Consider the following 23,083-nt stretch of genomic DNA (forward strand, 5'->3'; position numbering starts at 1 on the left):
ACGGGTCACGGATAACGTCCGCCCATGACCCAACAGCATCTTCTCCTTGGCCAGACGCTGGCCTTTTCCGGCGACCCGTTCCAGACCGCGTGGGAGGATGTGACCCATCACACCCGGCGCGGGGCTGTCCTGATTGAAGACGGCCGGATTGCGGCGGTTGGTCAGGCGGAGGTGCTGCGCGCGGCCAACCCACAGGTGCCGGTCACGGATTATGGCGATGCGTTGATCACCGCCGGGTTTGTCGATGCCCATATGCATTATCCCCAGACCGCGATGATCGCGAGTTGGGGAAAGCAGCTGATCGACTGGCTGAACACCTACACCTTCCCCGAGGAATCAAAGTTCGGCGATCCGGCCTATGCCGCCGACATAGCGGGCCGGACCTGTGACCTTGCGCTGGCCCATGGCACGACGACCCTGACCAGTTTCTGCACCATCCACCCCGAAAGCGTGGACGCCTTCTTTGGCGCGGCGGCGGATCGGGGCATGGCGGTTGTCGCGGGCAAGACATGCATGGACCGCAACGCGCCCGACACGCTGCGCGACACGGCACAGACGGCCTATGACGACAGCAAACGCCTGCTTCAGAAATGGCATGGGGTTGGTCGCGCGACCTATGCGATCACGCCCCGGTTTTCCCCAACTTCGACGCCCGAGCAGTTGGAGGCCCTGGGCGCGCTTTGGGCCGAATTTCCGGACTGCCCGATGCAGACCCACCTGTCCGAGCAGGTGCCGGAAATCGACTGGGTCAAGCGGCTGTTCCCCGAGGCGCGGGATTATCTGGACACCTACGAAAAGTTCGGCCTTCTGGGCACCAAGGGCCTCTATGGCCATGCGATTTGGCTGGAAGATCGCGAAAAGGCGCGGCTGGCGGAATATGATTGCAGCCTTGTACACTGTCCGACCTCGAACACCTTCATCGGGTCTGGGTTGTTCGATTTGATGGGATTGGCCAGCGCGGGGATGCGCGTGGGTCTGGCGACAGATACCGGCGGCGGGTCATCCTTTTCGATGCTGCACACCATGGCGGCGGCCTATGAGATCGGGCAGCTGCGGGGAATTGCCGTGCACCCGGCGCAGCTGATGTGGCTGGCGACCGAAGGGTCAGCGCGGGCGCTGCATATGTCCGGTGAAATCGGCCATCTGGGCACCGGCGCCGCGGCGGACATTACCGTTTTGGACCTTGGATCGACCCCGGCCATCAAGCAGCGGACGGACCGGGCCGAACACATTTGGGACGCGGTGTTCCCGACCATCATGATGGGCGATGACCGCGCAGTGCGGGCGGTCTGGGTGGCTGGGGAAAAGCGGCTGGGCTAGCAGCGCCGCCCAAGGACCAAGACCCAGGTGTCGCCAACCCGCGCAAGCCCGTATTCATCGACGCTGGTCCGCAGGTTGTTGCGCCGGTGCCCGGTGGAGGCCATCCAATCGGCCAGCACCTGCGCCTCGGTCATCTGACCCTGCGCGAGGTTCTCTGCGATCTGGCACCAGACATAGCCCTGCGCGCGCGCCCGGTCGCCCACCCCGCGCCCCTCTGGCGACCGATGCGCGAAATAGCCCCGGCCCGCCATGTCGCGGGCGTGGGCCATCGCCGCCGCCTCAAGCATCGGATTGCGGACAACCGGGCCAGCCCCGGCCCGCGCCCGCTCGGCGTTCAACCGGCGGCCAAAGCTGTCGACGGCGTTTGGCCCCGTCATCAGGGCAACCGGTTCGCCCGGCGGCTGCGGCCCGATCGGGACATAGACCGGAACGACGGCGATGCAGGCCGAAAGCGCAATCGGAAGGATGAGGGCAAGAAAACGCATGGCAGTCTTCTGCAACCACGCCGCGCCGCAATCAAGCGGCGCGGGTCCGCCCGGCGGGATTTTGCTGTATCTAGAGTGTATCGCGTTTTATTGGATTCATGTATTCATTGCCTTGGGCGAGGCAGCGTTTGCGCAGCATAACGCGTTCGCCCGGGGCGATGAATTCAATTGAACGCGACACGCTCTAGCCTGCCAAAGCACGGGCCATGCGGTTCTGGGTTTCGATGACGCGCGGAAGATCGATTGTTGCCATCTCTCCGCCCGCAACCACCTGACGCCCCTCGACGAATAGATCCCGGACCCGCGTCGGCCCGGCCAGTAGCAGCGCCGCCGGGTCCCAGCTTCCGGCGCTTTCGACCCCGGTCGTGTCCCAGATGGCGATATCCGCCCGCTTGCCTGGCGCGATGCGCCCGCAATCCGGGCGACCCAACACATCCGCCCCGCCCCTAGTGGCGATCTCCAGCGCCTCGCGCGCGCTCATCTTGTCGGCCCCGCCTGCCACCCGCTGCAACAGCATGGCTTGTCGCGCCTCGGCAATCAGGTTGCCCGCGTCATTGCTGGCCGACCCGTCCACGCCAAGGCCCACCGGCACGCCCGCGTCGCGCAACGCCCGGACCGGCGCGATCCCGGACCCAAGGCGGCAGTTGGAACAGGGGCAATGGGCGACCCCGGTGCGCGACCGGGCGAAGAGGTCAATCTCGGCCCCGTCCAGTTTCACGCAATGGGCGTGCCAGACATCCGGCCCGGTCCATCCCAGATCCTCGGCATACTGGCCGGGACGACAGCCGAATTTCGCCTCGGAATAGGCGATGTCCTCGTCGTTTTCGGCAAGGTGTGTGTGCAACATTACCCCCTTGTCGCGGGCCAGCAAGGCGGCGTCGCGCATCAGGTCCCGGCTGACCGAGAAAGGGGAACAGGGCGCAAGACCGACGCGGACCATCGCCCCCTCAGACGGGTTGTGGAAGGCATCGACCACACGGATCATATCCTCCAGAATGTCCCGCTCCCGCTCGACCAGCGCATCGGGCGGCAGCCCGCCATCGCTTTCGCCGATGGACATTGCGCCCCGGGTCGGATGGAACCGGAGTCCCACCTCTGCCGCGGCGTGAATGGTGTCCTCTAGCCGCGACCCGTTGGGATAGAGGTACAGGTGATCCGAGGTCAGGGTGCAGCCCGACAGCGCCAGTTCGGCCAGTCCCACCTGCGCCGAGGTGAACATTTCGTCCGGGCCGAACCGAGCCCATATCGGGTAGAGAGTCTGCAACCAGCCAAACAGCAGCGCATCCTGCCCGCCTGGCACCGCGCGGGTCAGGGTTTGATACAGGTGATGGTGCGTGTTCACGAGACCGGGTGTGATGACGCAGCCCGCCGCCTCGACCACCTGTGCGCCCGGCGCAGTCAGTCCGTGGCCGACATCGGCAACCACCCCGTCGCGGATCAGGATATCGGCGCCCGAAAGCTCGCGGCGGTCGTCATCCATCGTCAGGATGGTATCAGCGTTGCGGATCAGAATTTCTGGCATGGTGTTCCTCCCCTATGTGCCACCCCCCTTCGGTGGATATCGGGAAGGGGCGCCGCCAGAAGGGGGAAGGACGCGACACCACGGGCCAAGTTTACGAAACTCGATGCGGGGATGGCAACCCGCAACCCCATTGATGCCGCGCCCTGCCCCGCTTATGTCGATTTGCGCCGGGACCGGGGCCGGCGCCCATGGCACGCTCGATACGAAAGGAACCGCAATGGCCGATCTGGACGACAAGGTGCTGACCGAGGACGGGCTTGACCCCAAGGGCAAGGGCCGGATTCTGCTGATCGCCTGCGGGGCGCTGGCACATGAAATCCTTGCGCTGAAGCGGGCCAACGGCTGGGACCACATGGACCTGCAATGCCTGCCCGCCAAGCTGCACCTCTATCCCGACCAGATCACCGAAGCGGTCACCGTAGCCGTGGCAGAGCACCGGGATGCCTATGACACGATCTTTGTCGTCTACGCGGATTGCGGCACCGGCGGGCTGCTTGAGGCGCGGTGCCGGGATCTGGGTGTCGAAATGGTCGCCGGGCCGCATTGCTATTCCTTTTTCGAAGGGAACGACGCCTTTGCCGCAAAGGCGGATGAGGACATGACCGCCTTTTTCCTGACCGACTTTCTGGTGCGGCAGTTCGATGCCTTCGTCTGGAAACCGATGGGCCTGGACCGGCACCCGCAGTTGCGGGACATGATCTTCGGCAATTACACCAAGCTGGTCTATCAGGCGCAGGTGGACGACCCGAAGCTGACGGAAAAGGCCCGTGCCTGCGCCGACAGGCTGGGTCTGGCGTTTGAACGGCGGTTCACCGGCTACGGCGATCTGGCCACCACGTTGGAAAAGCTGGCCTAGGCTGCGGCCGCCGCCGTTGCGCCGATCCGTTCCACCATGGCGCGCAGCCCGTTGGACCGTTGCGCCGAGAGGTGTTCGTTCAGCCCCAACCGCCCCAATTCCGCCCGCGCATCGACCTTGCCGACCTCGGCCAGTGGCAGCCCGTTGTAAAGCGCGCCAAGGATCGCGATCAGCCCGCGCACGATCATCGCGTCACTGTCACCCATGAACCGGAATGTCCCACCTTCGATCTGCGGGACCAGCCAGACCTGACTGGCGCAACCATCCACCTTGAAGGCGGGCACCTTCAGCGCGTCATCCAGCGGGTCCATCGCCTTGCCAAGGTCGATCACATGACGATAGCGGTCCTCCCAATCGTCAAGGAAATCGAAGGTTTCTGCGATCTCTTCAAAGGCGTCGGTTGCCATGGCGATCCCTTTCCGGTTGCCCGTGATGTAGGGGGCAGCGCCGCAAAGGTCCAGTGGGCGCTTTTCAAGAAGCCCGCGATGGGCTAGGCATTTTCTCCAGAAAGATCCAACCGATAGGCTCGCCCATGCTGCGCCCCGCCGTGACCGCCCTTTGCCTTGCCCTGACCCTGTCGGGGTGCGCCCGTCTGGCCGACAGCCGGATGAACCCGATGAACTGGTTCGGCAATGGCCGCCAAGCGACCGAGGCGACCGCCCCGCAAGAGGTCCGCCCGCTGGTGCCTGAGGGCCGCCAGGTGCAAGTGGTGGATGGCCGGGTGCTGATCGCAACGGTCGATGTGGTCGAGGTGCTTCGCTCGCCCAGCGGGGCGATCCTGCGGGCCACCGGCACCGCGTCGCGGCAGGGGTATTTCAACGCCGAACTGGTTCTGGTGTCCGTCGAAAACGGCACCGCCACCTATGATTTCCGGGTCGAGGCCCCCGGTGAATTTACCACCGACGGACCCGCGCAAAGCCGCCGGATCACCGTGGCCGAACCGATCAGCGCGGAGGAATTGGCGGGCATCCGCCGGATCGTCGTCCGGGGTGCCTCCAACAGCCGCAGCGCCAGCCGCTGATCCTAGTCCAGATCGAAGGTGACGACCTTGCGCCCCTTGGTGGCAAGGCCGATCTTGCCATTGCACAGCGCGATGGCCGCATCGCCGAACACTTCTTTCCGCCAGCCCTTGAGCGCCGGGACATCCCGTTCGCCCGCCGCGATCAGATCCAGGTCCGCCGAGGTAGCGATGAGTTTCTGCGCCACATCTTCCTGATCGGAACGCGCCTTCAAAAGCACGCGCAGCAGATCGGCCAGCGCCGGGTTGACCTGTAGCTTTTCCCGGCTGCGGTCAGGTTGCGGCATGTCGTCGGGGGCGGTTTCAAGCCCAGCCTTCACCGCGGCCAGAATACCCTCTGCGATCTCGCCCTTGCGGGCCTCGCGCAGCAGCAGTCGGGACCGGCTAAGATCCTTGTCCGACGTGGGTTTGGTCGACGCCAGCTCGATCAGCGCGTCATCCTTGAACACCCGGGTCCGCGGAATGTTGCGGGACTGAGCATAGCCTTCGCGGAACCGGGCAAGTTCCTTGACCACGGCCAGAAATTTCGGGCTGTTGGTGCGGGTCTTGATCCGTTCCCAGGCCTCGCTTGGCTTGGTGACATAGGTGGCCGGGTCGCGCAGAACGGCCATTTCCTCGGCCACCCAGCGGGCGCGGCCGGACTGTTCCAGCCGCTTGGACAGCACCTCGTAGATCTGCCGCAGGTGGGTGACATCGGCCACTGCATAGGTCAGCTGGGCATCGGTCAGCGGGCGGCGTGACCAGTCGGTAAACCGCGAGGATTTGTCCAACTCCGCCTTGGCGATCTTGCGGACCAGCGTTTCATATCCGACCTGTTCGCCATAGCCGCAGACCATCGCCGCCACCTGCGTGTCGAACAGCGGTTCGGGGATCAGCCCTGCCTCGACATAGAAAATTTCCAGATCCTGCCGTGCGGCGTGGAACACCTTAACCACGTTGGGATTGCGGAACAGGTCATAGACCGGTTCCAGCGACAACCCTTCGGCCAACGGGTCCACCAGAACAGCGTCGCCACCATCCGCATCGGAATAGGCCATTTGCAGCAGACACAACTTTGAGTAGTAGGTCCGCTCACGCAGGAACTCTGTGTCAACGGTTACATAGGGGTGAAGGGCGGCGCGTTCACAAAATTCGGCCAGCGCCTCGGTCGTGGTAATCGTTTTCATATGGCCTGCATCGGTTCAAAAAAAGGTTGATGCTTGATATTGGAAAGGGTCGGGATTGGAAAGGGCGGGCAGGACATCCGATTTCCGCTAGGGTTGTAGTTCCCGACAATTCAAGCTATTTTCTACGCACGTACCCTGGGGGGCAGGTTGCGGAGCATTTCTTGTCTACAGTCGAGCTGTTTGTGACTGGCGACGAGATCGGTTTTTTCTCGTCGGTTTCAGTCAGCGGAAAGTCCAACGGCACCAAGGTCACCCTTGGTGGCGTAGATCCGTTGGGCAGCGCGACCGACAGCTTTCGCATCGTGATCGAAGACATCGTTGACGGCGATACCGGGTTTGTCACGGGGCAGACCGTCTCGGTTTTTGCCTACCCGCCCACCTCGGACCCCGAGGTTCCGCTTTATGACAGCTTCGAAATCGACACGGATGACTACAACGGTCGGGCGACGTCAGCCGAACACATCATCATCGACGGACCCGGCAGCACCGGGCTTATCATCGACCTTGACGGTGTTGGAACCGGAACACATCAGATCGGCCCTGGCCTCAATCCAATAAGGTATCAGGAATTTCCGTTCTCCAATCTTGCGACCACTCCGCCCACCTTCCCGTGCTTTGCAAAGGGTACGCTGATTGAGACCGACATGGGACCGCTGCCGATTGAGACGCTGAAGGCCGGTGATCTGGTCAAGACGATGGATGATGGGCTGATGCCAATCCTCTGGATCGGGTCCAGCACCGTGCCGGGTTACCGCGCCATGGCCCCGATCACGATCGAGCCGGGGGCCCTTGGCAATTACCGCCGCCTGCGCGTGTCGCCCCAGCACCGGATGCTGGTCCGCGACTGGCAGGCAGAGCTGCTATTCGGCGACCCGCAGGTCCTGGTGGCGGCCAAACACCTTGTGAACGGCCGGACGATCCGTGAAACCCCCTGCCCCAAGGTGACCTATTTCCACATGATCCTTGACGGGCATCAGGTGATCTATGCCGAGGGCTGCCCGGCGGAATCCCTGCATCTTGGGTCCGAGGCGATCGAGATAATGTCGGACGAGGCGCGGGCGGAAATCGCGGTCCTGTTCCCCGAACTGGACGCGGCGGACACGCCCACGGCGCGGCCATGCCTGAAATCCTACGAAGGCGCGTTGATCTCGCCGCTCAGGAAAACCGGGGTCCGGTCAGCGGCGGCGTAGCGGCGCAGAACAGCCGGATACAGCCGGTGTTCCTGGACCAGAACCCGCGCGGCAAGATCATCGGCCGTATCGCCCGGCAGGATCGGCACCCGCGCCTGACCAAGGATCGGGCCGTCGTCCAGCGCGGCGGTCACCTCGTGCACGGTGCACCCGGCCTCGGTATCGCCCGCGTCGATGGCGCGCTGATGGGTATGCAGCCCTTTGTATTTCGGCAGAAGCGAGGGGTGGATGTTCAGCATCCGCCCTTCCCATTTCGCCGTGAAATCGGCGGTCAGGATGCGCATGAACCCGGCAAGGCAGATGATATCGGGCTGCGCCTTTTCCAGCACGCGGTTCAGTTCCGCCTCAAACCCCGCGCGGTCCTTGCCAAAGGGGCGGTGATCCACGGCAAAGGTCGGGATGTTCAGCGCCCGCGCCTTGGCCAGCCCGCCCGCCTGCGGATCGTTCGACAGAACCAGCACCGGCCGCGCCGGGTGATCGTCTGCGCGCATACTGTCGGCCAGCGTGACCATATTGGACCCGCCGCCCGAAATCAGGATGGCGACCCGTTTCGTCACAGAAACGCACCCGAGTAGCGCACGCCTTCGCCCGGTTCGACCGTGCCAAGGCGGCTGACGGTTTCGCCCGCGTCCAGCAGCAGGGCTTCCAACGCGTCGGCGCGGCCCGCGTCGACGACAAGGATCATCCCGATGCCCGAGTTGAAGGTTTTCAGAAGTTCGGATTCGGCCATACCGGCGGTTTCCGCCAACCAGCGGAATACCGGCGGCAACTCCCAAGACGACAGGTCGATATGGGCGCCCAGACCCTCGGGCAGGACGCGGGGCAGGTTTTCGGTCAGCCCGCCACCAGTGATATGGGCCAGCGCATGAACGCCGCCCGCGCGAACCGCTTCCAGCGCCTGTTTGACGTAAAGACGGGTGGGGGCCAGAAGCGCCTCGCCCAGTGTGCCATCGCCAAAGGGGCTGGCAGCGTCCCAGCCAAGGCCGGACAGTTCCACCACCTTGCGCACCAGCGAATAGCCGTTCGAATGAACACCGTTGGACCCAAGGCCCAGCAGCACGTCACCTTCGGCCACACCGGCGGGCAGGTCCGCGCCGCGTTCCATCGCGCCCACGGCGAACCCCGCAAGGTCGAAATCGCCCTTGTGATACATGCCGGGCATTTCCGCCGTTTCGCCGCCGATCAGGGCGCAGCCGGACAGTTCACAGCCCTTGGCGATGCCTTCGATGATCCGGGTGGCTTGATCCAGTTCCAGCTTGCCGGTGGCGAAATAGTCGAGGAAGAACAGCGGCTCTGCCCCTTGGCAGACAAGGTCGTTCACGCACATGGCGACAAGGTCGATGCCGATGGTGTCGACGTTTCCGGTGTCAATCGCGATGCGCAGCTTGGTCCCGACGCCATCGGTGGCCGCAACGAGGATCGGATCGACATAGCCCGCGCCCTTGAGATCGAACAGTGCGCCAAATCCGCCAAGGCCGGACATCACGCCGGGCCGCGCGGTGGCCTTCGCCGCCGGTTTGATCCGCTCGACCAGCGTGTTGCCCGCGTCGATATCGACCCCTGCGTCGGCATAGGTCAGCCCGTTCTTCTGTGCCATCTTGGTCCCCTTTGCGGATGCTTGGCGCCCCGATACCCGATTGGCCCCGTGCATTCCAGTGTCAAACGCACAACCCGGCCCTGCGAAAACGGCGTGTTTCCCCCGTATTGATTGACCTTTTGCCCCCAAAGGTTTAGGCAGCGGCGCGTGGCCCGAGTTTGGGCCAAGACGATCGCGGGGCGCCCGGAATTTCGCGTCCCATCACCTGCCGCCCGAACCGTCGGGCCGCCTAGAACGGACGCATATGACCAAATTCACCGATCTGAACCTTGATAAGAAGGTTCTCAAGGCCATTGAAGAGGCCGGCTACGAAACCCCCACCCCTATTCAGGCCGGGGCCATCCCCCCTGCCCTTGAAGGCCGCGATGTTCTGGGAATCGCCCAGACCGGCACCGGCAAGACCGCAAGTTTCACCCTGCCGATGATCACCATGCTGGCACGCGGGCGTGCGCGGGCACGGATGCCGCGCAGCCTTGTCCTCTGCCCGACGCGGGAACTGGCGGCGCAGGTGGCCGAAAACTTCGACACCTACGCCAAGAACGTCAAACTGACCAAGGCGCTGCTGATCGGCGGCGTGTCGTTCAAGGAACAGGACACGCTAATCGACAAGGGCGTCGACGTGCTGATCGCCACGCCGGGCCGCCTGCTGGACCATTTCGAACGGGGCAAACTGATCCTGTCGGACGTGAAGGTTATGGTGGTGGACGAGGCCGACCGGATGCTCGACATGGGGTTCATCCCCGATATCGAACGCATCTTCGGGCTGACGCCCTTTACCCGGCAAACGCTGTTCTTCTCGGCCACCATGGCGCCCGAGATCGAGCGGATCACCAACACCTTCCTGTCGAACCCCGCCCGGATCGAGGTTGCCCGTCAGGCCACCGCATCCGAGACCATCGAACAGGCCGTGGTCATGTTCAAAGGGTCGCGCCGGGAAAAGGCCGACAGCGAAAAGCGTGCCCTGCTGCGCGCCCTGATCGACGGCGAGGGCGAGGCCTGCACCAACGCGATCATCTTCTGCAATCGCAAGATGGATGTGGATGTGGTCGCCAAGAGCCTGAAGAAATACGGCTATGACGCCGCCGCCATCCATGGCGATCTGGACCAAAGCCAGCGGACCCGGACATTGGACGATTTCCGCAACGGCAAGCTGCGCCTTCTGGTGGCGTCGGACGTGGCGGCCCGCGGGCTGGACGTTCCGGCGGTCAGCCATGTGTTCAACTTCGACGTGCCCAGCCATGCCGAGGACTATGTCCATCGCATCGGCCGCACCGGCCGGGCCGGTCGGTCGGGCAAGGCGATGATGATCTGCAATCCCCGCGACGAGAAGTATTTCGATGCGGTGGAGAAACTGATCCAGAAGGAAATCCCGCGCATCGAAAACCCGCTGGGCACCCCTGCCGCCGAGGCACGGGACGACACCCCGCGCGAAGACAAGCCCAAGCGCAGCCGGTCCCGGTCGCGCAAGAAGGACGACGCACCGGCGCAGGAACAGGCCGCCGCCCCGCAAGAGGCCGCCAAGCCCGTGGCACCCGCAGCGGAACCGCAAGCCGAAAAGCCGCGCCGTGACCGTGGGGATCGGGGCGACCGAGGCAATCGCGGTGGTAAGGGCGGCCGTGGCGGTGATGACCGTCAGATCGTTGGCATGGGCGACGACGCCCCCGCCTTCATCCGCCTCAGCTTTGCCGAACGGCGGGCCGGATAGGCCCGTCCTTGCGTTCCTGACCGGAACGCCTATCTTACAGGGGTGGGCCTTGGCCCACCCAACCTTCCCAAACATTGGAAAACACCATGCTGACACATCGTTACGACGATGCGTTGTGCCTTGCCGCGCGGTTGCATCGCAGCCAGTGCCGCAAGGTCACGGCCATCCCTTACCTGTCTCACCTTCTGTCCGTCTCGGCCCTCGTGATCGAATATGGCGGGGACGAAGACCAGGCCATTGCGGGACTGCTGCACGACGCGGTCGAAGATGCGGGCGGCCATGCAACCGGCGAGGCGATCCGCGCGCAGTTCGGCGACCGCGTGGCCGACATGGTCTATGCCTGTTCGGACAGCGACGGCGGCCAAAAGGCCCCGTGGAAGCAACGCAAGGACGCCTATATCGCGGCGATCCCCGGCAAGGGCGATGCCCTGCTGGTGACCTGCGCGGACAAGGTCCACAATGTCACCACCATCCTTGAAGACCTGCACACCGTCGGACCAGAGGTTTTTGACCGATTCACCGCCGGAAAGGCCGGGACGCTTTGGTATTACCAGTCGCTGTCCACGGCCCTGACCGCCGCCTTTCCCGGAGCTTTGTCCGACCGGCTTACCCGGCAAGTCGCCAGCCTGACCGAGGCCGCGCGCTAGTCCATCAGCGCATCGGCCCGATGTCCGGCCCGTTCCAGATGGATCGGCAGGACACGACCGTAGAGCTGCCGGGTCCGTTCGGGCGCGCCGACCATGCCCGGTTCTTCCACATAGCTGAAGATCGCCACATGGCGAGGCCTGTCGCCACGCAGGGGCGCGACCCGATGCAGGGAATACCGCCCCCGGAACAGCTGCAGATCGCCCGGTTCCAGCCGCAACGACACGACCTTGTCCGAGCTGCCATCCAAGACCCGAGTCACCTCGTCCAGGTTCTCATTTTCTCGGCGGATGTTGGGGGCATACTCGAACTCCCCGCCCTCTTCTGCGTTCTGGATCGCCAGTGTGACGGTGAAATTGTTGGTGTCGAAATGCCAGGGGAACCCGTTGCCTTCCCCGGCGGTGTTCACGATCACATCGGCCAGCGGATCGGCGTAGCGGTAGAACTTCGGCTCTTCCAGACAGTCCTTGATGAACGGCTCGAACGCCGCGAAATCATGGACCGTGCGCAGCGGGCCATCCGCGCCGAAATTATCGGCGGGGATGAAGGCGTTCGACCGGTCAAAGAACCGCCGGGCCGGATGCGTGTCGGGCAGGTCCGGATTGTCGGCGGTGAAATAGACATTTGTGCGGTTGCGGCTGTGATGACCCAGATGCGCCACGGCGTCGGCTTCGGCACAGATCGCGGCGACACCCGCGGGCCGAAGGAATCCCTTGATCACCGCGCAACCGTCCCGTCGCAGGCTTTCGCGCACGGGTGCAATCACCGCGTCCCGGCGGGCGGGGTCGTGGATCGGGTAGCGGTCAAGGTCTATCAGATCTTCGGCGCGATGGGTCATGGCGGGGTCCTCCTGTCGTTCAGGAGACCCCCGCCAATTAGCCCATGCTTTGCCTTTTGCGACCGCCCCGAGGTCGGAAATCGGTCAGCCCAGCCGGCTGATGATGACCGTCACTTCGGGCTTCTTCCCGATCTCGTTCTGGGCGGCGCGGCGCACGGTCTGCCGGATTTCCTTTTCCAGCTTGTCGTCGTCGGTCAGGGTTTTGTCCCCCATCCGCATCAGAACCTGCGCCAGTTCCGCCTCCAGCACCTCGGCCAGCGGTTCGTTGCCGCGGCCCAGTTCCGGCAGGCCCATCAGGTCGCACCAGGGATCGCCCAGCGGGTCGTCGTTTTCATCCATGATGAGCGACACGGCGACATGGCCGTTCAGGGCCATGCGGATGCGGTCGCGAACGATCCCGTCCAGCGCGCCGATCTTCACCGACCCGTCCAGATAGGTGCGGCCAGTTTCGATATAGTCGGCCACCTCGGGGCGGTTGCCGGTCAGGTCGATCATCATCCCGTTGACCGCGACAACGCTTTCGATCCCCTTTGCCGTGCCCAGTTTGGCATGTTCGCGCAGATGCCGGTGTTCGCCGTGCATCGGGATCAGGATCTGCGGCTGGATCAGCCGGTGCATGGTTTCAAGGTCGGGCCGGTTGGCGTGGCCCGATACGTGATACAGCCCGCCCCGGTCGTCGACCACGTCGACACCCATTTCCGACAGCTGGTTCATGATCTTGATCACGCCGCGTTCGTTGCCGGGAATGGTCTTGGAACTGAACAGGAAGGTATCGCCCTCTTTCAGACTGATCCCAAGATATTTTCCCTGCGCCAGCTGGGCCGAGGCCGCGCGCCGTTCGCCTTGGCTGCCGGTCACCAGCAGGAACAGGTTTTCGCGCGGGACGGATACCGCATCCTCTGGCGAGATGGTGGATGGGAAATCCGACAGGACGCCGGTGGTGATCCCCGCCTCGACCATGCGGCGCATGGCGCGGCCCAGAAGGCAGACCGACCGGCCCGCCTTTTTCGCGGCCTCGGCCAATGTCTTCAGACGCGCGACGTTGGAGGCAAAGGTGGTCGCCACGACCATGCCGGTCGCGTCGCGCATGAAGGCCTCGATCGGGTCGGCAAGGCCCGCCTCGGACCGGCCCGGGTCTGGCGAGAAGACATTGGTCGAGTCGCAGACAAGCGCCTTGACCCCGGTCTTGGCAATCTCTTCCCAGACCGCTTCGTCAAAGGGTTCGCCGACGACCGGCGTATGGTCGATCTTGAAGTCGCCGGAATGGACAACCCGGCCTGCCGGACTGTCAATCACCAGACCCGCGCTTTCGGGGATGGAATGGGACAGGGGCACGAAGCCCACGGTAAAGGGACCGGCCTGCGTCACCTCGGGCCAAGGGCTGGCCGTGTGAACGGCGGTCCCTGGCTGGCCCATTTCCTCCATCTTGCGGCGGGCGTGATGGGCGGTAAAGGCGCGGGCATAGACCGGGGCGCCCAGACGCTCCCAGAAATGGCCAATCGCGCCAATGTGATCTTCGTGGGCGTGGGTGATGAATATCCCGTCGATCTGCCCCTTGCGGGCCTCAAGCCATGCGATATCAGGCAGGATCAGATCCACGCCGGGGCTTGTGTCCATATCCGGGAAGGTCACGCCCAGATCGACCACGATCAGCCGTTCCTTGCCGGGCTTGCCATAGCCGTAGACATAGGCGTTCATCCCGATCTCCCCCGCGCCACCGAGGGGGAGATAAATCAGTCGTTCATTACTCATTGAGTTTCCTTGTTGAACCTGTGGATCACGGTCAGCCCGTGCATCGTCAGGTCATCTTCAATTGTGTCAAACAGGGCTTCACCCTGCGCGAAGAGGGGCGCAAGCCCCCCGGTGCCGACGACCTTCATCGGCCGTCCGTATTCGTCCTTGATGCGGGCGATGATCCCCTGGATCAGGCCCACGTAGCCCCAGAACACACCGGATTGGATACAGGCCACCGTATTGGTGCCGATCACCCGCTCGGGCTGGGAAATATCAACATGCGGCAGGGCCGCTGCCCCCTGATGTAGGGCTTCGAGGCTGAGGTTCACCCCCGGAGAGATCACACCCCCGACATAGGCACCATCTTCGGCCACCACGTCAAAGTTGGTGGCGGTGCCGAAATCGACCACCACACAGTTTCCGCCATGCCGGTCAAACGCGCCGACCGCATTGGCCAGACGGTCCGGCCCGACCCTTGTGCCCGGATCGACGCGCGGCGGCACCGGCAGCAGGCATTCGGGTTTACCCACGACCAGCGGGCGGCAGTTGAAATACCGGTCGCACAGGACGCGTAGGTTGAACACCACGCGCGGCACGGTCGAGGAAATGATCACCTCGTCAATCGTCACGTCGATCTTCGATGCCTGCATCAGGGTCGTCAGCCAGACGAAATACTGGTCCGCCGTGCGCTGATGCTCGGTCGAGGTCCGCCAAGTGGAAATGAACCGCGTCCCGTCCCAGATGGAAAACACGGTGTTCGTATTGCCGGTATCAATGCACAGCAGCATGGCCGTCCCCTAGAAATACACATCGGCCGCGGCGATCCGCCGGGGTCCGGTTGCGGTGATAAGCACAAGGTTGCCGTCCTCGTCCACCGTGTCGAACAGGCCAGTGACCTCTTCGCGCGGGGTGCGGGCGGTGATTTCCTCGCCCAGTTTGGCGGCGTGCCGCAGCCAGTCGGCCCGGATACGGCCAAAGCCGAACTGCGACAGTTTCCGTTCCTGCGTGGCATAGGCCGAGGCCAAAGTGGTCAGAAACACCTCGGGCGCGACGGGCTCTCCGCCTTCGTCCAGCAGGCTGACCGGGCGAAAGGTCGCGTCTTTGACGGCGGCGGGTGGGTGGCGCAGGTTCACGCCGACCCCGATCGACAGCCAATTGACGAAAGCCCCGCCCGAGGAGCTTTCCAGCAGAATACCTGCGACCTTGCCGCCGTTCAGCAGCACGTCATTGGGCCATTTCTGCGCCAGCCCGCCGCGATCGGTATAGATCGCGAGGGATTCCAGAAGGGCGTTGGCGGCAAGGAAGGACCGCCGCGCGGCCTCTGCCGGGGTGGCCTCGGGCCGGAAGATCAGCGTGGCAGCAAGGTTGCCCGGCGGATCGGACCACGGGCGCCCCTGCCGCCCTTTTCCGGCGGTCTGCCTGCGGGCCATGATCCATGTCGGACGGTCAAGAAGGCCGACGCGACGCGCGGCCTCCGCCATGGTGCTGTCCACCTCGTCCAGGATGAGGCGGTCATATCCTTCGGGCCAATGCCCGCCGGGGCTGCGATCAGTTGACAAGCGACCCGGCCGCGGCGGCGGCCAGCGGTTCGATGCCGAACAGGTTCACCACGCCCACGACCATGATCAGAGCAGAGGCCATCAGCATCGTCCAGCCAACCGGCGACATGCGGGTTTCGACGCCGTCGCCATCGCTGCCGAAATACATGTAGTAGACGATCCGCAGGTAGTAGAAGGCCCCGATGACCGAGGCGATCACACCGGCAACCGCCAGCCATGCCATTCCCGCATCGACAGCGGCCTGCAGCACATACAGTTTGCCGAAGAAGCCCACCATCGGCGGCACGCCAGCAAGGCTGAACATCAGCACCAGCATGGCCAGCGCCTTGAGCGGTTCGCGCTTGGAATACTGGTTCAGCGCGGCGATGTCGGTGACCGGGCGGCCATCCTTTTCCATCGACAGGATAAAGGCGAAGGTGCCGACGTTCATGGTCACATAAATGGCCATGTAGATCAGCATCGCCTGCACACCCAGAAGCGACCCGGCAGCCAGACCCATCAGGGCAAAGCCCATGTGGGCGATCGAGGAATAGGCCATCAGACGCTTGATATTGGTCTGGCCAATGGCGGCCACGGCCCCAAGGAACATCGACACAACCGACAGGAAGGCGACGATCTGCTGCCATTCGCCCGTGACCCCGCCGAAGGCATCCCAAACGACGCGGGCGAACAGGCCCATCGCGGCGACCTTGGGCGCGGTTGCGAAGAAGGCGGTGACCGGGGTCGGCGACCCTTCGTAGACGTCCGGCGTCCACATGTGGAACGGCGCGGCAGAGACCTTGAAGGCGAAGCCAGAGATCAGGAAGACCAGACCAAACAGCAGACCCAGCGACGGTTCGTGGCTTGCCGCCTCGATGATGCCCGAAAACAGGGTCGTGCCTGCAAAGCCGTAGGTGAGCGAGGCACCATAGAGCAGAAGGCCCGAGGACAGCGCCCCGAGGACGAAGTATTTCAGACCCGCTTCTGTCGATTTCACACTGTCACGCCGCAGCGAGGCCACGACGTAAAGCGACAAGGATTGCAGTTCGAGGCCCATGTAGAGCGCCATCAGGTCGCCGGCAGAGACCATGACCATCATCCCAACGGCGGCGAGCGCGATCAGGATCGGGTATTCGAACCGCAGCAGACCCCGGCGCGCCATGTAGTCCTGACCCATCACCAGAACGGCGGCGGCGGACAGTAGGATCGTCACCTTGGCAAAGCGCGAGAAGGCGTCGTCGACGAAGGCCCCGTCAAAGGCCACGGTCACGCCCGACCCGTTCATGCCGACCCACCCGGCGAGCACCACGAACAGCCCAGCGGTGGCCCATGTCAAGAAGGGGGCGGCCTTGTCCTTGGTCGTGTAGACGGCACCGATCAGCGCCAGCATCGCGTAAACGGCCAGGACGATTTCCGGCAGGACGGTCTGAATATCGGCAGAGATCATCTTGCCTTCTCCTTAATGCGCGGCGGCGGCGGTTGCGGCATCGGCCATCATCTCGGCCGGGATGCTGGCGTGGACATGGTCGACAAGAGCGGCGACGCTGGGCCCGATCACGTCAAGGACCGGGGCCGGGTAGACGCCCAGAAGCAGGGTGAAGAACACCAGCGGGGCAAAGATCATCTTTTCCCGCGCGGTCATGTCGGTGATCGACTTCAACGCTTCCTTCACCAGTTCACCCATCACGACCCGGCGATAGAGCCAGAGCGCATAGGCGGCAGAGAAGATCACGCCCGAGGTCGCAACCAGCGCCACCCAGGTGTTGACCTGGAAGATACCCATCAGCGTCAGGAATTCCCCGATAAAGCCCGAGGTGCCCGGCAGGCCGACGTTGGCCATGGTGAAGAACATGAAGATCAGCGCATAGGCGGGCATCCGGTTCACCAGGCCGCCATAGGCGTCGATCTCACGCGTATGCATCCGGTCATAGATCACGCCGACGCAAAGGAACAGCGCGCCCGAAATGAACCCGTGGGACAGCATCTGGAAGATGGCGCCGTCGATCCCCTGTTGGTTCACCGCGAAGATCCCCATGGTGACATAGCCCATGTGCGCAACCGACGAATAGGCGATCAGCTTTTTCATGTCTTCCTGCACCAGCGCAACCAGCGAGGTGTAGACGATGGCAATCGCCGACATCCACAGGACAAGGTCGGTCATCACGGTGGTCCCGACCGGGAACATTGGCAGGCTGAACCTCAGGAAACCATAGCCGCCCATCTTCAACAGGATCGCGGCCAGAACGACCGACCCTGCGGTCGGCGCCTGAACGTGGGCGTCCGGCAACCAGGTGTGGACCGGCCACATCGGCATTTTCACCGCGAAGCTGGCGAAGAAGGCAAGGAACAGAAGTGTCTGCAACCCGCCGACAACCTGAATACCCAGAAGGCCAAAGGTCTCATGCGCGAAGACATGGGTCATCAGGGTCGGAATATCGGTGGTGCCCGCATCCATATACATGGCGATCATGGCAACCAGCATCAGGACCGAGCCGATGAAGGTATATAGGAAGAACTTGAACGCGGCGTAGATCCGGTCCTTGCCGCCCCAGATACCGATGATCAGGAACATCGGGATCAGCCCCGCCTCGAAGAAGAGGTAGAACAGCACAAGATCCAGCGCCATGAACACGCCCAGCATGAGCGTTTCAAGGATCAGGAAGGCGATCATGTATTCCTTGACCCGGACCTTCACATCCCAGGCCGACCAGATCACCAGCGGCATGAGGAACGTGGTCAGCATCACGAACAGCACGCTGATCCCGTCCACGCCCATCTTGTATTTCAGGCCAAGGATCCAATCGCGTTCTTCCACGAACTGGAACCCGGTATCGGCGGGGTCGAAGCCGAAGAAGATGAACAGCGAGGCAAGGAAGGTCGCCAGCGTGGCGATCATCGCAACCCATTTGGCATTGCGTTGGGCCGCCGCATCATCGCCCCGCAGGAACAGGGCCAGAATGGCGGCCGCGATCAGCGGGATGAAGGTGGTAATCGACAGAAGACTTTGCATTAGTTCGCCCCCCCGGTGAGAACCACCCAGGTCAGGATTGCCACGATGCCCAGAACCATCGCGAAGGCATAGGTGAAGACGTAGCCAGACTGGGCCCGGCCCGCGAGGCGGGTGAAGAAGGGAACGATCCCCATCGCCAGCCCGTTGATCGCGCCATCAATGATCTTGCCGTCGCCGACCTTCCACAGGATGCGGCCAAGCGCCTTGGCGGGCTTCACGAAGATCGCGTCGTAAAGTTCGTCAAAGTACCACTTGTTGAGCAGGAAGTTATACAGCGGGCGCTGCTGCTCGGCCAGTTTGGCCGGCCATTCGGGGCGCCAGATATACATGATCCACGACAGGGCAAAGCCAAGGATCATCGCAACGAAGGGCGAAACCTTGACCCATTTCGGGGCGTGGTGCGCGTCGTCCAGCACGTGGTTGTCGGCGGCCATGTAGATGGCCCCCTGCCCCGGCGCGGCAACCGCATGACCGTCGGCAGCGGTGGCGGCGTGGTCGCCCTCCTCCGCGGTAGATGCGGCGTGGTCGCCTTCCTCCGTGGTGGGGGCGGCGTGATCGTCGGCGGCGGCGTCTTCGCCATGTCCGGCATCGGCCACGGTTTCTTCATGGGTGATCCCAAAGAACTTGTTCACCGTGTTGTGGTCGCCAAAGAACGGCCCGTAGAACACCATGCCCGAAAAGATCGCGCCGATCGCAAGAACGCCCAGCGGAACGGTCATGACGGCGGGGCTTTCATGGGCGTGGTCGTGGGTGTGCTTGTCGCCGCGCGGCGTGCCCCAGAAGGTCAGGAACATCAGCCGCCAGCTGTAGAAGCTGGTCATCGCGGCCGCGACCACCAGAAGCCAGAAGGCATAGGCGGTGCCGCCCGCATAGGCGCTTTCGATGATCGCGTCCTTCGACAGGAACCCGGCAAAACCGATCGTGGTTAGCGGGATCCCGACACCGGTAATCGCCAGCGTGCCGATCAGCATCGCCCAGAAGGTCAGCGGCAGTTTCTTACGCAGACCGCCATAATTCCGCATGTCCTGTTCATGGTGCATCCCGTGGATCACGGACCCCGCGCCAAGGAACAGCATCGCCTTGAAGAAGGCGTGGGTCAGCAGGTGGAACATGGCGACCGAATAGACGCCCACACCGGCGGCGACGAACATGTAGCCCAGCTGCGAACAGGTCGAATAGGCGATGACACGCTTGATGTCGTTCTGCACCAGACCCACGGTCGCGGCGAAGAAGGCGGTCGAGGCGCCAAGGAAGACGATGAACTGCTTCGCCTCGGGCGCGAATTCATAAAGCGGCGACATCCGGCAGACAAGGAAGACACCGGCGGTGACCATGGTCGCGGCGTGGATCAGCGCCGACACAGGGGTCGGGCCTTCCATCGCGTCCGGCAACCAGGTGTGCAGGATCAGCTGCGCCGATTTCCCCATCGCGCCGACAAACAGAAGGAAGGCCAGCAGGTTCGCGGCGTTCCAGTCGGTCCAGAGGAAGTGCAGTTGGGTTTCCGCCAGATGCGGCGCCTCGGCAAAGATCACGTCGAAATTGATCGAGTCGGTCAGGAAGAACAGGCCGAAAATGCCAAGGGCAAAGCCAAAGTCACCGACCCGGTTGACCACGAAGGCCTTGATCGCGGCGGCGTTGGCGCTGGGTTTCTTGTAGTAGAAGCCGATCAGCAGGTAGGATGCGACCCCCACGCCTTCCCAGCCAAAGAACATCTGAACAAGGTTGTCCGATGTGACCAGCATCAGCATGGCGAAGGTGAAGAACGACAGGTAGGCGAAGAAGCGCGCCTTGTAGTTGGCCCCTTCGAAATTGTCGTCATGGGCCATGTAGCCCATCGAATACAGGTGAACGAGCGCCGACACCGTCGTGATCACGATCAGCATGATCGCGGTCAGGCGGTCCAGCCGGATGCCCCAGCTGGTGTCCAGTGCGCCGGACTGGATCCAGCGCAGGATTTCAATGTGCTGGGTGGTGCCGTCATGGCCAAGGAAGACGACCCAGGACAGGATCGCGGCAAGGAACAGAAGACCGGTGGTCAGCCATTGGGCCGCCGTTTCCCCGATCATCCGCCAGCCGAAGCCCGCGATGATGGCCCCGACAAGGGGTGCGAAAAGGATTGTCGTTTCCATGTCGGATCAGCCTTTCATCACGTTGACGTCTTCAACGTCGATGGTCCCGCGGTTGCGGAAGAAACACACAAGGATCGCCAGCCCGATGGCGGCCTCGGCGGCGGCCACGGTCAGCACGAACAGGGTGAACACCTGACCCACAAGGTCATTCAGATGCGCCGAGAAGGCGACAAAGTTGATGTTCACGCTGAGAAGGATCAGTTCGATGCTCATCAACAGGATGATGACGTTCTTGCGGTTCAGGAAGAGCCCGAAGATGCCGATAACGAACAACGCCGCCGCAACGGTCAGGTAATGTTCAAGTCCGATCATTGCTGAACCTCATATGGTGCTTTGTCTCCAACAGCGGATGGGTAGAATGCCCGGCAGCCGCAGCTCTCGCTTGTCGCTTGTCCGGCGAAGTGTTCCATTTCATTCGACTCTGCTTCTGTACGCAGGAATGTAACAAAATCAGGACCAGAAAGATCAGACCCGCGGTCCAAGATCTCTGCCAGCACTGTTTCATTGTTCATGATCTCAGTGGCAGAGCCATCGCGCGCCGAAATCGTCAAGGTGACCCACGATCCGCTTCTGCAATCTGTGAAAGAAATGCGCTCTGCACCCCAATGATCAGAGTCACTATGGTACCCAACATGACCTGCACGGGTCGAAACGATGCCACGGCCAAAGTCTTCGGGTGCATCGGCCGAATGATGAATGAAACTTGTCGCGCACGACTGCGGATCAACCGAAGTGCGAGGGATCACAACAGTTTCTCTTGGAGCATTCCTTTCCAGGTAAGCCACGCTGCAACCTATCAAAGCTGCTGGTATGGTTGCTGCGACCAACAACTTCACAGCCCCTGCCCCGGTTTCACGTCTTTCAGTTCCATCGCCTTGGCCGGGTCGCGCATCATCTGGGCGATGATGTCCTGCCGCTTGATGTCTGTGCGGTGGCGCAGCGTCAGCACGATCGCCCCGATCATCGCGACCAGAAGGATCAGGCCGGCCAGCTGGAACAGCATGATGTATTTGTCGTAGATCAGCGTCCCCAGCCCGGCGGTGTTCTGGATCCCGCCCTCGACCGGGGCGGCCAGCCGGGTTTCAAACCCGTCCGAAAAGCCCCATTCGCCAAAGGCCAGCGCCAGTTGCATGATCAGCACCACGCCGATCAGCAGGGCCAGCGGCATGTAGCGGGCCATTTCCGCCTTGAGCGCGGCAAAGTCGATGTCCAGCATCATCACCACGAAGAGGAACAGAACCGCGACCGCGCCCACGTAAACGATCATCAGCAGCATGGCGACGAATTCCGCGCCCAGAAGCACGAACAGCCCGGCCGACGACAGGAAGGCGAGGATCAGCCAAAGCACCGAATGGACGGGGTTGCGGCTGAGCACCGTCATCAACCCGCCGGTCAGCGTGCTGATGGCGAAGAGGTAGAAAATGAAAGCACCCACGGTCATGTGTTGTCCTCTTCCATCACTTGGCTGGCGAGTTCCATCGCCTTTGTCATTGCAGGAACGCCGCCGAACATGGCGGCAAGGCCGATGGTTTCGGCCACTTCCTGTTTGGTGGTCCCTGCCTCGATCGCGTGGCGCACGGTCAGCCGGATCTGGCTTTCTGCCTGCGCCCCCATGATCGTCAGACCCATCAGGGTCAGCAGAAGCCGGGTTTTCGCATCAAGCCCCTCGGGGTTGATCCCCTTGCCGAAGAAGCTTTCCATCATGTCCTTTGACATGGTGGGAAACAGTGCCTCGAACCCTTTGGGCGTGAAGGACTCAAGGGCAGGATTCAGGGCCTTCGCCCAGTCCTGCCCGGCCTTCATCATGGCCTCGAAGGGGTTCGGTGCGTCGGTCATCTGTAGGGCGCGTCGAGTTCGAGGTTGCGGGCAATCTCGGCTTCCCAGCGTTCGCCGTTCGCCAGAAGCTTGTCCTTGTCGTAGTACAGCTCTTCCCGGGTTTCGGTCGAAAACTCGAAATTCGGCCCTTCGACGATGGCATCCACCGGGCAGGCTTCCTGACAGAAGCCGCAGTAGATGCATTTGGTCATGTCGATGTCATAGCGGGTGGTGCGGCGGCTGCCGTCCTCGCGCGGTTCGGCGTCGATGGTGATCGCCTGCGCGGGGCAGATCGCCTCGCACAATTTGCAGGCGATGCAGCGTTCTTCGCCGTTCGGGTAGCGGCGCAGCGCGTGTTCACCCCGGAACCGCGGCGACAGCGGGCCCTTTTCATGCGGGTAGTTCAGCGTGGCCTTGGGACGGAAGAAATACTTCAGGCCCAGCTGGAACCCTTTCACGAAGTCCCACAGGAGGAAATATTTCGCGGCGCGGCCGTAATCGATCTGCGTCATGGA

Annotated in this window: 24 protein-coding genes; 6 read left to right on the forward strand and 18 right to left on the reverse strand. The window is 63.0% G+C overall.

The window, feature by feature from the left end; genetic code table 11:
- The first annotated feature begins 24 nt into the window (after positions 1–24).
- The gene (gene guaD / locus U3648_RS06325) at positions 25–1,320 is read left to right on the forward strand and encodes a guanine deaminase (RefSeq protein ID WP_420858398.1); all 1,296 of its coding nucleotides are present in this window, start codon (positions 25–27) and stop codon (positions 1,318–1,320) included.
- Here guaD and U3648_RS06330 read toward each other — a convergent pair.
- Positions 1,317–1,805, reverse strand: a complete 489-nt coding sequence (locus tag U3648_RS06330; RefSeq protein WP_420858399.1) for a CAP domain-containing protein — start codon at positions 1,803–1,805, stop codon at positions 1,317–1,319. The genes guaD and U3648_RS06330 overlap by 4 nt on opposite strands.
- A gap of 184 nt (positions 1,806–1,989) precedes the next feature.
- Entirely contained in the window at positions 1,990–3,327 is a 1,338-nt protein-coding gene (locus tag U3648_RS06335; protein WP_420858400.1) for an 8-oxoguanine deaminase, read from the reverse strand.
- A gap of 217 nt (positions 3,328–3,544) precedes the next feature.
- On the opposite strand from U3648_RS06335, the gene U3648_RS06340 reads away from it, so the two are divergent.
- Positions 3,545–4,183 carry a DUF1638 domain-containing protein gene (locus U3648_RS06340; protein WP_420858401.1) on the forward strand — a complete coding sequence of 213 codons (639 nt, stop codon included), beginning with the start codon at positions 3,545–3,547 and terminating at the stop codon, positions 4,181–4,183.
- Here U3648_RS06340 and U3648_RS06345 read toward each other — a convergent pair.
- On the reverse strand, positions 4,180–4,590 hold the full coding sequence (locus U3648_RS06345) for a SufE family protein (RefSeq protein WP_129683021.1): 411 nt from the start codon (positions 4,588–4,590) through the stop codon (positions 4,180–4,182). The two genes, U3648_RS06340 and U3648_RS06345, sit on opposite strands and share 4 nt — an antisense overlap.
- 125 nt (positions 4,591–4,715) lie before the next feature.
- On the opposite strand from U3648_RS06345, the gene U3648_RS06350 reads away from it, so the two are divergent.
- Positions 4,716–5,204 carry a hypothetical protein gene (locus U3648_RS06350; RefSeq protein WP_420858402.1) on the forward strand — a complete coding sequence of 163 codons (489 nt, stop codon included), beginning with the start codon at positions 4,716–4,718 and terminating at the stop codon, positions 5,202–5,204.
- A 2-nt stretch (positions 5,205–5,206) separates the two neighbouring features.
- On the opposite strand, the gene rnd is transcribed toward U3648_RS06350, so the two are convergent.
- Positions 5,207–6,367: a ribonuclease D gene (gene rnd / locus U3648_RS06355; protein ID WP_420858403.1), complete on the reverse strand. Its 1,161-nt coding sequence runs from the start codon at positions 6,365–6,367 to the stop codon at positions 5,207–5,209.
- 161 nt (positions 6,368–6,528) lie between these two features.
- Here rnd and U3648_RS06360 point away from each other — a divergent pair, with 161 nt between their 5' ends.
- Positions 6,529–7,557: a Hint domain-containing protein gene (locus tag U3648_RS06360; RefSeq protein WP_420858404.1), complete on the forward strand. Its 1,029-nt coding sequence runs from the start codon at positions 6,529–6,531 to the stop codon at positions 7,555–7,557.
- Here U3648_RS06360 and purN read toward each other — a convergent pair.
- Positions 7,497–8,114 carry a phosphoribosylglycinamide formyltransferase gene (gene purN, locus U3648_RS06365; RefSeq protein WP_420858405.1) on the reverse strand — a complete coding sequence of 206 codons (618 nt, stop codon included), beginning with the start codon at positions 8,112–8,114 and terminating at the stop codon, positions 7,497–7,499. The genes U3648_RS06360 and purN overlap by 61 nt on opposite strands.
- On the reverse strand, positions 8,111–9,154 hold the full coding sequence (purM, locus tag U3648_RS06370; protein ID WP_420858406.1) for a phosphoribosylformylglycinamidine cyclo-ligase: 1,044 nt from the start codon (positions 9,152–9,154) through the stop codon (positions 8,111–8,113). Before purM ends, purN begins: the two co-directional genes overlap by 4 nt.
- Positions 9,155–9,398: 244 nt before the next feature.
- On the opposite strand from purM, the gene U3648_RS06375 reads away from it, so the two are divergent.
- Both U3648_RS06375 and U3648_RS06380 read left to right on the forward strand, forming a co-directional pair.
- A complete protein-coding gene (locus U3648_RS06375; RefSeq protein ID WP_420858407.1) occupies positions 9,399–10,859 on the forward strand; it encodes a DEAD/DEAH box helicase in 1,461 nt (486 codons plus the stop codon).
- A gap of 86 nt (positions 10,860–10,945) precedes the next feature.
- Complete coding sequence (locus tag U3648_RS06380; RefSeq protein ID WP_420858408.1) at positions 10,946–11,506, forward strand: HD domain-containing protein; 561 nt, start codon at positions 10,946–10,948, stop codon at positions 11,504–11,506.
- Here U3648_RS06380 and U3648_RS06385 read toward each other — a convergent pair.
- The 12 genes from U3648_RS06385 to nuoI form a co-directional block, all read right to left on the reverse strand.
- Entirely contained in the window at positions 11,503–12,342 is an 840-nt protein-coding gene (locus tag U3648_RS06385) for a HalD/BesD family halogenase (RefSeq protein ID WP_420858409.1), read from the reverse strand. The genes U3648_RS06380 and U3648_RS06385 overlap by 4 nt on opposite strands.
- An 84-nt stretch (positions 12,343–12,426) precedes the next feature.
- The gene (locus U3648_RS06390) at positions 12,427–14,094 is read right to left on the reverse strand and encodes a ribonuclease J (protein WP_420858410.1); all 1,668 of its coding nucleotides are present in this window, start codon (positions 14,092–14,094) and stop codon (positions 12,427–12,429) included.
- Positions 14,091–14,864 carry a type III pantothenate kinase gene (locus U3648_RS06395; protein WP_420858411.1) on the reverse strand — a complete coding sequence of 258 codons (774 nt, stop codon included), beginning with the start codon at positions 14,862–14,864 and terminating at the stop codon, positions 14,091–14,093. The genes U3648_RS06390 and U3648_RS06395 overlap by 4 nt, the downstream gene beginning before the upstream one ends.
- Positions 14,865–14,873: 9 nt before the next feature.
- On the reverse strand, positions 14,874–15,635 hold the full coding sequence (locus tag U3648_RS06400) for a biotin--[acetyl-CoA-carboxylase] ligase (protein ID WP_420858412.1): 762 nt from the start codon (positions 15,633–15,635) through the stop codon (positions 14,874–14,876).
- A complete protein-coding gene (gene nuoN / locus U3648_RS06405; RefSeq protein WP_420858413.1) occupies positions 15,625–17,061 on the reverse strand; it encodes an NADH-quinone oxidoreductase subunit NuoN in 1,437 nt (478 codons plus the stop codon). Before nuoN ends, U3648_RS06400 begins: the two co-directional genes overlap by 11 nt.
- Positions 17,062–17,073: 12 nt before the next feature.
- Entirely contained in the window at positions 17,074–18,624 is a 1,551-nt protein-coding gene (locus U3648_RS06410; protein ID WP_420858414.1) for an NADH-quinone oxidoreductase subunit M, read from the reverse strand.
- A complete protein-coding gene (gene nuoL, locus U3648_RS06415) occupies positions 18,624–20,753 on the reverse strand; it encodes an NADH-quinone oxidoreductase subunit L (RefSeq protein WP_420858415.1) in 2,130 nt (709 codons plus the stop codon). The genes U3648_RS06410 and nuoL overlap by 1 nt, the downstream gene beginning before the upstream one ends.
- Before the next feature lie 6 nt (positions 20,754–20,759).
- Entirely contained in the window at positions 20,760–21,065 is a 306-nt protein-coding gene (gene nuoK / locus U3648_RS06420) for an NADH-quinone oxidoreductase subunit NuoK (protein WP_129682994.1), read from the reverse strand.
- Positions 21,062–21,265, reverse strand: a complete 204-nt coding sequence (locus U3648_RS06425) for a hypothetical protein (RefSeq protein WP_420858416.1) — start codon at positions 21,263–21,265, stop codon at positions 21,062–21,064. Before U3648_RS06425 ends, nuoK begins: the two co-directional genes overlap by 4 nt.
- A gap of 320 nt (positions 21,266–21,585) precedes the next feature.
- Entirely contained in the window at positions 21,586–22,194 is a 609-nt protein-coding gene (locus tag U3648_RS06430; protein ID WP_420858417.1) for an NADH-quinone oxidoreductase subunit J, read from the reverse strand.
- Positions 22,191–22,589, reverse strand: coding sequence for a carboxymuconolactone decarboxylase family protein (locus U3648_RS06435; protein ID WP_420858418.1), 399 nt, complete (start codon positions 22,587–22,589; stop codon positions 22,191–22,193). The genes U3648_RS06430 and U3648_RS06435 overlap by 4 nt, the downstream gene beginning before the upstream one ends.
- Positions 22,586–23,080 carry an NADH-quinone oxidoreductase subunit NuoI gene (gene nuoI / locus U3648_RS06440; protein ID WP_129682986.1) on the reverse strand — a complete coding sequence of 165 codons (495 nt, stop codon included), beginning with the start codon at positions 23,078–23,080 and terminating at the stop codon, positions 22,586–22,588. The genes U3648_RS06435 and nuoI overlap by 4 nt, the downstream gene beginning before the upstream one ends.
- Positions 23,081–23,083: the final 3 nt, after the last annotated feature.

The organism is Marivivens marinus (assembly GCF_035969385.1).
Taxonomy (GTDB): domain Bacteria; phylum Pseudomonadota; class Alphaproteobacteria; order Rhodobacterales; family Rhodobacteraceae; genus SELP01.